Annotated in this window: 11 protein-coding genes; 7 read left to right on the forward strand and 4 right to left on the reverse strand. The window is 57.9% G+C overall.

What is annotated here, in order from left to right; all coding sequences use genetic code 11:
* Window positions 1–62 precede the first annotated feature (62 nt).
* The 4 genes from J122_RS04765 to J122_RS04785 all read left to right on the forward strand — a co-directional run bounded on the left by J122_RS04765 (window position 63) and on the right by J122_RS04785 (window position 4149).
* Window positions 63–1145 (forward strand): flavin-containing monooxygenase, encoded by a 1083-nt coding sequence (locus J122_RS04765; RefSeq protein WP_061331403.1) that lies wholly within the window; start codon window positions 63–65, stop codon window positions 1143–1145.
* Entirely contained in the window at window positions 1142–1984 is an 843-nt protein-coding gene (locus J122_RS04770; protein WP_061331404.1) for a hypothetical protein, read from the forward strand. The genes J122_RS04765 and J122_RS04770 overlap by 4 nt, the downstream gene beginning before the upstream one ends.
* A gap of 226 nt (window positions 1985–2210) precedes the next feature.
* Entirely contained in the window at window positions 2211–3317 is a 1107-nt protein-coding gene (fic, locus tag J122_RS04775; RefSeq protein ID WP_061331405.1) for a protein adenylyltransferase Fic, read from the forward strand.
* Between the two features lie 460 nt (window positions 3318–3777).
* Window positions 3778–4149: a VOC family protein gene (locus tag J122_RS04785; RefSeq protein ID WP_061331407.1), complete on the forward strand. Its 372-nt coding sequence runs from the start codon at window positions 3778–3780 to the stop codon at window positions 4147–4149.
* A 37-nt stretch (window positions 4150–4186) separates the two neighbouring features.
* Here J122_RS04785 and J122_RS04790 read toward each other — a convergent pair whose 3' ends face one another.
* Both J122_RS04790 and J122_RS04795 read right to left on the reverse strand, forming a co-directional pair.
* Entirely contained in the window at window positions 4187–6445 is a 2259-nt protein-coding gene (locus J122_RS04790; protein ID WP_061331408.1) for an ATP-dependent DNA helicase, read from the reverse strand.
* Window positions 6442–8160: a VRR-NUC domain-containing protein gene (locus J122_RS04795; RefSeq protein ID WP_061331439.1), complete on the reverse strand. Its 1719-nt coding sequence runs from the start codon at window positions 8158–8160 to the stop codon at window positions 6442–6444. Before J122_RS04795 ends, J122_RS04790 begins: the two co-directional genes overlap by 4 nt.
* Window positions 8161–8262: 102 nt before the next feature.
* Between J122_RS04795 and J122_RS04800 the strand changes: the two genes are divergently transcribed.
* Together J122_RS04800 and J122_RS04805 are read left to right on the forward strand one after the other, a co-directional pair.
* Window positions 8263–8733 (forward strand): hypothetical protein, encoded by a 471-nt coding sequence (locus J122_RS04800; RefSeq protein WP_061331409.1) that lies wholly within the window; start codon window positions 8263–8265, stop codon window positions 8731–8733.
* Between the two features lie 21 nt (window positions 8734–8754).
* Window positions 8755–8976 (forward strand): hypothetical protein, encoded by a 222-nt coding sequence (locus tag J122_RS04805; RefSeq protein ID WP_061331410.1) that lies wholly within the window; start codon window positions 8755–8757, stop codon window positions 8974–8976.
* Between the two features lie 5 nt (window positions 8977–8981).
* Here the strand turns inward: J122_RS04805 and J122_RS04810 are convergent, their stop codons facing one another.
* Both J122_RS04810 and J122_RS04815 read right to left on the reverse strand, forming a co-directional pair.
* Window positions 8982–9425, reverse strand: coding sequence for a DUF4864 domain-containing protein (locus tag J122_RS04810; protein ID WP_082780517.1), 444 nt, complete (start codon window positions 9423–9425; stop codon window positions 8982–8984).
* Window positions 9426–9491: 66 nt separating this feature from the next.
* Entirely contained in the window at window positions 9492–9878 is a 387-nt protein-coding gene (locus tag J122_RS04815; protein ID WP_227510095.1) for a hypothetical protein, read from the reverse strand.
* A gap of 118 nt (window positions 9879–9996) precedes the next feature.
* Between J122_RS04815 and J122_RS04820 the strand changes: the two genes are divergently transcribed.
* Window positions 9997–10287: a DUF6482 family protein gene (locus J122_RS04820; protein ID WP_061331412.1), complete on the forward strand. Its 291-nt coding sequence runs from the start codon at window positions 9997–9999 to the stop codon at window positions 10285–10287.
* Window positions 10288–10364: the final 77 nt, after the last annotated feature.

Consider the following 10364-nt stretch of genomic DNA (forward strand, 5'->3'; position numbering starts at 1 on the left):
TTGTTTTTGACATTACATTTCGTAATTTCCCGAATTAAAGGATTAATAACAGGAGAAGCAGCATGTATGACGTTATCGTGGTTGGCGCAGGACAAGCCGGGCTAGCCGCCGGTTATGCCCTTGATCGCACCAGTCTTGATTATCTTATTGTCGAGGCCAGCCAAAAGGCCTCGGGCTCCTGGCCCCATTATTACAACAGTCTGAAACTGTTCTCACCGGCCAGGTATTCCAGCTTGCCTGGCCTGCCTTTCCCGGGTAACCCGGCACGATACCCCAGTCGAGACGAGGTGGTAAGTTACCTGCAAAGCTACGCCCGCCATTTCGATTTTCCGATACGTTTCAATACCTCGGTCACCCGGGTTGAACGGCAGGGCAATGGCTTCAAACTGCACACTTCAACCGGTGATTGCCTGGCAACCCGGGCAGTGATCGTCGCCAGCGGCCCCTACAGCCAGCCCAATATCCCGGACTTCCCGGGGCTCGAGCACTACCACGGCAAGCTTCTGCATTCCTCGGCCTATCACTCGCCGTCCGATATCGCAGGGGAGCGGGTCGCCGTTATCGGGGCGGGAAACTCAGCCGTGCAAATTGCCCATGAACTGTCGGCGACCCACAAGGTGACCCTGATATCACGCAACCCGCCCAGGTTCCTGTCCCAGCGACCATTGGGTGTTGATATACATACATGGATGACCTATAGCGGCATCGATACGCTGCCAGTAGGGCGTTGGCTGAACCGGCAACCGGCAACGCCGGTGCTGGACAACGGCGAATACCGCGCGGCACTGACCAGCGGGCGGCTGGCCCAGCGGAGTCTGTTTGATGCGGTGACAAACCACGGATTGCGCTGGCAAGACGACATCGTCCCGTTCGATACCTTGTTGCTGGCCACCGGTTTTCATTCCGCACCCCGGTTTCTGGAAGGACTGGACGGCCTCGACCGAGCAACGGCCAGCAGGCACAAAGGTGGCGTGGCCACCCACATTTCCGGCCTCTATTTCGTGGGCCAGCCCTGGCAACGATCACATGCCTCCGCCACGCTTCGGGGAGTTGGTGCCGATGCCGCCTTTGTCGTAAAAAACATTCTATCGAGCCTTGAACAACCCATACGGGGCGCCAAGCAAGCCAAGGGATGCTGCGCATGAGCGCGTTGTCAGAGTACTGGGCAATGGTCAACACCGCCGTGATCATGCTCGCGCTGGGCATGCGAGCACCAGCGCCTGTTAATATTCCCGTTGCTGGCTTGTTGCGTGCCGTCGTGCTCTACAACATTGCACTACCGTCGGTGGCCCTGGCCGTATTCTATGCATACGGAATATTCGGCACGAATACCCTGGCAGCCCTGTCACTTTGCGTTGCTGCCGCGGGCGGCACGTCTGCAGGTGCGTTTGTCGGTGCTGTTCAAGGTATGCCCGGGCTCGCCGTTCGGCTGTTCATCCTATTACTGATCGCAAGCCTGATAATGATTGGCGCGTTCACCCAACTCGGTTTGGTTCCGCTCGGCAACGGGTCATTGGCATCACTCGGCTTCATTCTGTTCGCACTAACCCTGTTACCCCTGTTAACCGGTAAAGCCCTGCTTTTTCTGTTGCCAAACGTCACCGCAACCTGGCAACCCAAGATAGAAACGCTGGGCAGCCTTTTGGTAATACTGCTGGTGATTTCATTGGCGGCCCGCTACGGAGCAGGCATCCTCAGCGGCCCGGGTGAGCCTCTTCTGGCGGGCGTGATACTGACACTGATCCTGGTGCTGCCACCATTACTTGAGCCAGACTGGCGCTTTCGACGAACCATAACCCTGATCACCGTGGTTCGAAACCTGAGCCTGGCGCTGAGTTTGTTGGCACTCACGTCATCATCAACCGCTGGTCTGAACACCCTGTTGGCATTTGGCTTGTTCATGTACCTTGCTGCGGGGTTGCTGGTTTGGCGTTGGAAGACATCTCTGCTGACGTCCAAACCCTTTCCTCCTCCTGAGCCTTGACTCTGTCCAGTAGATCAGCGAGCACTTGATTCCCTTCGAATAGCGCCCGGCCTGAGCGGAGTGCCTGAAAAGAGCGTCTGCGGGAACGAGGTTTATCATATCGACACTGACCCAGGCTATGTCGATTTTAGTCAACTTTTTCGACATAGATACTTGCTATGTTTACCGCATAAACATAGACTGCCCAGAATGCGCACCTGTGTCGAAATTTTAAAGGAATTTGAACATGGCCTGGCGACCGGATCAGCCATACAACCAGTTACCGCCACTTCCACCTGCCAAAGAAGCAACAGAAACTCTGGATATTCTCAGAGCCTGCATCCCCGCCCGGGCCGCACTGGCTGAGCTTAAACAGGCAGGTGAACTGATTCCGAACCAATCACTGCTTGTAAACCTCCTGCCACTGCTGGAAGCCAAAGACAGTTCTGAAATCGAGAACATTGTCACCACCACCGACAAGCTGTTTCAGTATTCGCAGGAAGATCAGGGTGCCGACCCGGCTACCAAAGAAGCGCTCCGATATCGCTCCGCACTATACGATGGCTTCGTCCATCTTCAGCGTAAACCGCTATGCGCCAGTACAGCCATTGACGTGTGCAGCACTTTGAAGGGCGTAGATATGGATGTGCGTATGGTGCCCGGGACCATTATTGGTAATCAGGCGACCGGTGAAACCATCTACACCCCTCCTGTTGGCGAGACGGTTATTCGCAACCTGCTCACCAACTGGGAAAACTATCTGCATGAAGACGATGGCACCGACCCACTGATCAAGATGGCCATCAGCCATTACCAGTTTGAAGCCATTCACCCGTTCCACGATGGAAATGGCAGGACCGGCCGTATCGTCAACGTGCTTTACCTGATTGAACAGCAGCTACTCACACTGCCCATTCTGTACCTGAGCCGTTACATTGTTCAGCACAAGAATGATTACTACCGGTTACTGACACAAGTTACACGCACCGGAGACTGGCAGGAGTGGATCATCTTTATGCTTAACGGTGTAGAACATGTATCGTCCTGGACCTGCGCGAAAATCGCCGCCATGCGGAAGCTAATTACCGAAACAGAAGACCATGTCAGGCGGGCACTGCCCAAGATATACAGCCACGAGCTGGTCCAGACGATCTTTGAGCAGCCCTATTGCCGCATCAGCCACCTGGTAGAGAAGGACATTGCCAAACGGCAGACCGCTTCCAATTACCTGAAGCAGCTGGTTGAAATTGGCGTACTGCAGGAGAAAACGGCAGGCAACGAAAAGCTTTTTCTTAACCCGCGCCTGCTAAGCCTGATGACCAACGATAGCAACGAGCTACAGCCTTACCGCTGAATTCGGCAACACTGAGACCACCCATGACCAACAACGACATCGTCCAGGAACTCTGGAATCTCTGTGACGTTCTGCGGGACGACGGCATCAAATAATCGGACTACATCACCGAACTGGTGCTACTGCTGTCCATCAAAATGGTGCACGAGAACAAATGCTTCGGCACCCTCGTAAGACCTCCCTCACCCCCGGGCGAGTGTGATGATCTTTCTGCGCCAGGTAGCGGCCCTGGTCGAAGCCGGTGACCGGTTCGATGCCTTTGGGTAATCCGGTGCAACCGGTCAGTAACAGGAGTAGGGTGGTCAGCAGGGCAAAGGATTTCATCAGGCGCTGTCCTTAAGTCAGGGAGATGCAGCGACAACCATAACAAAGCGCCGGCGAAAACACTGCTGTGATTGCCTAAGCTCTGAAATGCGAAAAGCGACGTATACTGAACCTCAACCAACCAAGGAGAACAGGCATGATCGGATACGTAACCATCGGTGTCAGCGACATGGGCAAGGCCAAGCAGTTTTACGGCGATTTGCTGGGAGAGCTGGGTGGCAAGGTGTTGCTGGATATGGAGCGCATTACGTTCATTGGCGAGAGCATGGCCAAGCCCATGTTGGCGGTGTGCGTACCGTTCAACGGTGAGCCCAACCATCCGGGCAATGGCAACATGGTGGCGATCCCGGCGGGGTCCAAAGCAGCTGTCGATAAGTTTTATCACAAAGCCATTGAGCTGGGCGCAACCTGCGATGGCGAGCCTGGGCAACGAATTCCGGATATGTTCTACGGCGCCTATGTGCGGGACCCGGACGGTAACAAGCTGGCGTTCTTCGAGTTCGGCTAAACAATAAAAAGGCCTCACATCGGGGCCTTTTTATTGTTTACCCCGTATCGCTGGAAAACCACCAGCCGGGCAGTAAACGCTTTACCGGAGGCTGCAGAAATCGGTCATCAATCAGCCAGATCACGCCCTGGTCGTCCGGGGTGCGGATCACCCGGCCGGCGGCCTGGGCCACTTTCTGCAAGCCGGGGATCAGGTAGGTGTAGTTGTAACCTTCGCCAAAGCGTTGCTGCAGGCGGTCTTTGAGGATTTCGTGCCAGGCATCGAAGGGCGGCAGGCCCAGGGTAGCCACAAAGGCGCCGATCAGCTGGTCGCCAGGCAGGTCGATGCCTTCACTGAACACGCCGCCGAGCACCGCAAAGGCGACACTGCCTTCGGGGTTCTGAAATTCCGCGAGGAACTGCCTGCGTTGGTCCGGGCTCATGCCCGGCTGCTGGGAACGCTGGGGGGTATCCGGTGCCTGGTCCGCCAGCTCATCACTCACTTCTTTGGCGTATTTGAAGCTGCTGAAAAACGCCAGGTAATGGCCCGGCCGCTCCCGGTACTGTCTGGCGATCAGTTCGGCGATGGGTTGCAGGCTGGCCTGCCGATGCACCTGTCGGGTGCTGATGCCGGGGGTGAACTGCACCTGCAATTGCTCGGCGCTGAACGGGCTGGGCAGGGAGGTGAAGCGGGCGTCTTCCGGCAGGCCAAGTAGATCCCGGTAATAAACGCCGGGGCTGAGGGTAGCGGAGAACAGCAGTACCGAGTGCGGGGTCTTGAAGCGTTCGGTGAGGAAATCCGCCGGGATCAGGTTCTGGATGGTCAGGCTGGCCCGGCCACGACCGCTGCGCGCGAACTCGCAGAGCGAGTGATCCCCGAAGCTGTCCGCCAGTTTCATAAACGCCACACTTTCAAACATCACTTCCTGCAGGGCCAGGTCTGGCGGGTTGTCGGCCAGGTAGTCAGTGATCACGGAAACCATGGCCTGCAACGCGCCCAGCAATTGCGGCGGCAGGGTGGCCAGAAATACCGGCTGCGCCTGCTCACCGTGATCCCGAATCAGCGCCTGCCAGGCCCGGGCGGTGCGGTCCAGGGCTGCTTTTACCGGTTTCGGGGCGGTCTTCTTCAATTTCAGTAAGCGCTGTTGCTCCAGCTGCACTGAATACATGCCACGGGCCCGATCCACCAGGTTGTGGGCTTCGTCCACCAGCACGCTGGCTCGCCAGTTGTTCTGGCGGATCAGGCCATGCAGCAGGGCCGACTGGTCGAACAGCCGGTTCACATCGCCAATCACCAGATCGCTCCAACGGGCCATTTCCTGGGCCAGAAAGTAGGGGCATATGTCGTGACCTGCCGCGATTGTCGCCAAATTCTGCTGATCCAGCGGCTCCTTGCTCTGCACCGCCTCGGCCCGGGCATCAGGCAAGCGATCAAAAAAACCTTTGGCGAGGGGGCAAGACTCGCCGTGGCAGGCTTTGTCCGGGTGTTCGCAGGCGTCGTCTTTCGATACCAACTCCAGGGTGCGCAGCGGCCAGGGTTGTAGCTCATCCTGGGCGTGTCGCAACTTATCCACAGCCTCCAGCGCCAGTTGCCGGGCGGTGTTGCGGCAGGTGAGGTAGAACAGCCGGTCCTGCCGCGCCGCGGGCATCGCCATCAGGGCCGGGAACAGGGTGCCCAGGGTTTTGCCCAGGCCGGTAGGCGCCTCCAGCAGCAGGGTGCCGGCTTTCACCGAGTTCTTGTACACCGTCTCCGCCAGTTGCCGTTGCCGGGGGCGAAAATCCGGGAAAGGGAAAGTGAGATTGGCCAACAGGGCGTCGCGCTGTTCCCGGTGGTGTTCTTCCTGTTCAGCCCAGGCCTTGTAAAGGCCACACAGGGTTTCCAGTTCCTGCCAGAGCTCGTCGGCTTTGGCGGTTTCGGTGAGCACGGTTTCCTTGTCCCGGCCGGTGTCGTAATAAACCAGAGCCAGTTCCACGCTTTTACGGTTTTCCTGCCGGCACAACAAAGCGCCGTAGGCCCGCAACTGGGCCCGGTGCAGGGCGCGCTGGTGGGGGCGAATTCGGGACACATCACCCCGGTGGGTCTTGATTTCTTCCAGTCGGTTCTTATGGGGGTGGTAGCCATCGGCCCGGCCGGATAGCTCCATCCCCAGCACGTTGCCGGTAAGTGAATACTCGCTTTTATAGCCGTAACCGCGTTTTTCCTGGATCGCCTGATGGCCGGCAATGCCCTCCTCGGCACTTGGCGCCGGGGTGTAGCGGAAGTCCAGGTCGCCGTGGCGGGCCGCGAATTCACACAGGGTGCGGACGGCGACTTTCACAGGCTTGCCTCATCGCCCTGCCAGCGCACATAGCACACGCTGGCGGGAATGCCTTCACGGGCGAAGAACTCCAGCCAGCGAACCTGGTGGTCCTGCAGCCGATCGCCGGGGCCTTTTACCTCGATCATTTCATAGCGCTGTTCCGGTTGCTCAGCGTCCGGCACCAGCCGGATCAGGTCGGGGAAGCCGCTGCGGTGTTCCTTGATGTTGGTGAGCAGGCGGCGGAACAGGGCCTCCAGGTGGCGCGGGGGAATGCAGTGCAGGGCCAGCTCCAACAGCTCTTCATCGAGTACCGGCCAGAACACGAAGGGATTGGCGATGCCCTGCTTGGTCTGGAAGGTGTCGAGAATGTGCTGTTTATAGGCATGGGTTTTCAGCAGGCCGAAATGCTCTTCAAAAGCCTGCTGGCGCCGGGCCACAAAGTCTTCCCGGGTCAGGTCTGCCGGGCCGATATGGAACGGATGGAAGAAGGCGCCAGGCAAGGGCTTGAAGATCACCGGCCAGCACAGCAGCCCGAACAGCGCGTTGATCAGGGTGTTCTCCACATAGAACACCGGCGCGTCATCGGTGCCCAAATGACGCAGGGCCGCCAGCTCCACGGTGCCGGTGTCTGGCTTGGGCAAGGTCAGGGTGAATTCCCTGAGAGTGGGGTTATCCACAGGCTCGGGCTTGTCCGCCCCCACCTTGGGCGCCAGCCGTTTCAGCAGGCGGTTCAGGCCCTGGGCTTCGGCGTCGGTCAGCTCACTGGTCCGCCACTGACAGGCAATGGCCCAGGCTTCATCAAAACGCTTCATACGCTCCAGCAACCGCAGCTGTTTCAGTCGCGCTTCCCGGTGGCCACTGGCCGCCCATACCTGCAATGCCAGTTCCTGCTCGCCCTGGCGCTCCGCCTGCCGGCCCAGCTCCAGCAACAGCCGGTCCCGGCGGCTGGTGAGCCAGGGGTTATCCACAGGGCCGGGTACATCCGCCCAGACCTCTGTAGCTGGCTCACCCCGATCAAGCCGTTCCCGGCACTGATGCATTTGCAGGTAACCATCCACTTCCGAGCGATGCTGAAAGGCGCGAGATTCCGGGGTAAAGGGCACCGGCTCGAACTGCTGCACGCCCAGTTCCACCAGCACAAAGTCCGTCCAGCTCTGGCGCAGGTTGCCGAAAAACATCAGGCGGATGCGGTCGAACAGGGCCATGTCCTGGAGCTGGACCACTTCCGGGGCCTGTTCACCGACTGCCTCTGCCAGCCAGTGCTGCAGGGGCTTTGGTTCACTGAACGCTTCCGCCAGCAACTCCCGCATCTGAGCTTTTCCCAGCGTTTTCGGGTGGCCCTGTTGGTGCAGCCAACCGCCAAAGACCGGCCTTAGTTCAGCCAGGGTAAACAGCCGGAACAAATCATCCAGGCTCAGCTCCGGCGAGTTATCCAGCCAGCCCTCCTGCACCAATAACTTGAGCGCTTCGGCCTCCGGCACCGGCAGCTCCGGATAGAGCAGCTTGTCGGCCCGGAAAAGCTCACCGGTGCGCATCACCATGCGCGTAAGTAGCGCCCTTGGTCCGGTCGCCAGGTCGGCAAACGCCACCAGCCGGGTTCGCTCCCGTTCGGTCAGCAAATCTGCGTGATGATCGGCCACCCAGGACACGATGGTGTCCATGTTGCTCAAATAGTACAGGGGGTCTTCAAGGTTTGCTGTTTGCGGGCGCTGGCCCGTGAATTCTGTCGTCATAGGGCTGGAACTGTAATCCATGCACAAAAATTAATCATCACACGCCTTGCCAACCCCTCTAATGATAACTATTATCATTTGCATCAAGACAAGGAGGACGCCATGAAATTTCTCTGCCCGCGCCATCGCCAAATGTTTGCCCGCCTCTCCATCAACGAACAGAACGATCTATGGCTGTTCTGGATGGAATATGCCTTCACCTACTGCGAAACAGACGAGACCGAGAAGATGATCGCCGCCACTGGCAGTGCCTTTGACCTGGCCTGCCTGGCCAGGGCGGACCACCCGGAATGCATGCATGTGGAGCTCACACTTTCCGCCATTCTGGTGTGCCGTGCCCTTCGGGACCGTGGTGATCACAACGCCGCAGACTACGTGCTGTTCAGTGCCCTGGAAAGCCTGCAGTCTTCCGAGCCCTGCTATGGCAGTCCCAGCGGCGGCTGCAGCACCGATCAGTGTATTGAAGTGCTGCTGGATACCTCTCGGCAAGCCAGCTTTTTTGCAGAATACCTGAACTGGCCCGCCACGCCACTGGCACCTCGGGCACAACGTTCGGCAATGGTCGCTCACTAACGCAAAGGAGGGACTATGGGAATGCTATTCAATATCCCGGACGCTTCCCGGAAGAAGCAGGCGGAACAGATATCTTGGCTGGACTGGAAGCCTGGTGGTCAGGTTTGTATCAGTATCGATGCTGACTGCCTGGCCAGACTGTTGGCAAAAAACCAGCTGCATGTTCAGGACTTCTCCTGCACCGATGAGGCCTCAAAACAGATTGTCAGGGGCCTGCTGCTGGATTGTCTCCGGGTACGCTGAGATCGTCAGATACCCAGGTCCGCAGGCTGCAAGCGAACTCCGGCAATTTTCCAGGCTCCGTCCGCCATCTCCATGCGGTAATAGGCATCCCAGCGTTTGCCTTCGGGCCCTTGCAATCGAACCACCTGAATATCAAACCCATCATGGGGTACCCGCTGGGCAAACTCGATGGCGGTCGCACTGTGAACGGCGGGGTAGGCTTCGCGCACCATGGCCAGAAACCATTCAGAGGTCCCGAATCGCCGTTTGATCCCTTCCGAGGCATACTCCCAGGCCCGAACCTCATCGTCATTAGCGAAAGCTTCAATTTGGCTGAGGATGGCATCCCGGATATCGGCATCCGCGTCATCGTCCGCCAGCGGTCTGGAAGACCAGGCTAGGGCAAGCACCAACGCCATCGTAAGGGTCAGGATAACGCCAGTTTTGATGTTAATGATGTTAAGCCCCATGACAACCACCCGCAGTCTGTTCAACTTTTAACCAATACGCTACCACTGCGGCTGCGGATTGATCCATCACTGTTGCTGTTCAGGCCAAATCAATCGCATCAGCGAACGGCGCCTGGGATCAGGAAACGGGATGGTGTTGTCTGAACGCTGGATGGCAATCACTGCTCCCAACATCTGGAAAAGCCCAACCTGATTGTGGATACAACGGGGGATCGACTGCTCTTTGAGCGATCCTAGATAACGGTCGAGATTGTCCTGATCGGTACGCCAGTGATCGGTAAAACCGTGGTTGAACAGCGCTCTGGTAGCGATCGATGTCCACTCATGCCGGTAACTTGTCTCCAGCCGTTCCGGATACACGAACAAATCCTTGATCTCCTTGTCGATCGGCACCACCACCCGATCCGGTGGAAAAAGCAGCCGCATCGCCAGAAGGTCGTAGATATCAGTCAAGTGCTGCTCCACTACCGATCGAACCAACTCAACTCTGTTCATTTCTGCTCACTAATTGACCTACCAGACGCCTGCTGTCGTATTCCTTTTTACGACAACAAAGACAATGGAGACTGCCATGCAGATGACCGAGCTTGAACTCAGATCCCACAAGCACGACACAATTTCTTCGCTGGAGCTTGTCTCCATGGAGGGGCGTTATTACATGGCAAGGTTCTATCTGGACGGTCAGGGCTATGTACTGAGCGATCCGTACGAAAAAGCGGTTCTGTTCACCGGTGCCGCTGCGGCACGGGATTTTTTCCGGGATTTCCATGTGGAGAATGTGGAAATCATTCCGCCAACCGGCACCGACGAGATGATCGGCATGCCGGACTGCCATGGTGAAACCATGCGGGTGCCATTGTAAGCGGGCAAATTCGGCCAACCGAGCACCCTCACTGACCTCCCGACAACCTGCGACGCAGGTTGTCGCCCCCGCCGTCT

Source organism: Marinobacter excellens LAMA 842, assembly GCF_001574445.1.
Classification (GTDB): Bacteria; Pseudomonadota; Gammaproteobacteria; order Pseudomonadales; family Oleiphilaceae; genus Marinobacter; species Marinobacter shengliensis.

Bases quoted from the DNA above. Each gene is read 5' to 3' on its own strand.
- fic (WP_061331405.1), top strand. From the start codon at position 2,211: ATGGCCTGGCGACCGGATCAGCCATACAACCAGTTACCGCCACTTCCA.
- J122_RS04770 (WP_061331404.1), top strand. From the start codon at position 1,142: ATGAGCGCGTTGTCAGAGTACTGGGCAATGGTCAACACCGCCGTGATC.
- J122_RS04795 (WP_061331439.1), bottom strand. From the start codon at position 8,160: ATGACGACAGAATTCACGGGCCAGCGCCCGCAAACAGCAAACCTTGAA.
- J122_RS04785 (WP_061331407.1), top strand. From the start codon at position 3,778: ATGATCGGATACGTAACCATCGGTGTCAGCGACATGGGCAAGGCCAAG.
- J122_RS04800 (WP_061331409.1), top strand. From the start codon at position 8,263: ATGAAATTTCTCTGCCCGCGCCATCGCCAAATGTTTGCCCGCCTCTCC.
- J122_RS04765 (WP_061331403.1), top strand. From the start codon at position 63: ATGTATGACGTTATCGTGGTTGGCGCAGGACAAGCCGGGCTAGCCGCC.
- J122_RS04805 (WP_061331410.1), top strand. From the start codon at position 8,755: ATGCTATTCAATATCCCGGACGCTTCCCGGAAGAAGCAGGCGGAACAG.
- J122_RS04820 (WP_061331412.1), top strand. From the start codon at position 9,997: ATGCAGATGACCGAGCTTGAACTCAGATCCCACAAGCACGACACAATT.
- J122_RS04810 (WP_082780517.1), bottom strand. From the start codon at position 9,425: ATGGGGCTTAACATCATTAACATCAAAACTGGCGTTATCCTGACCCTT.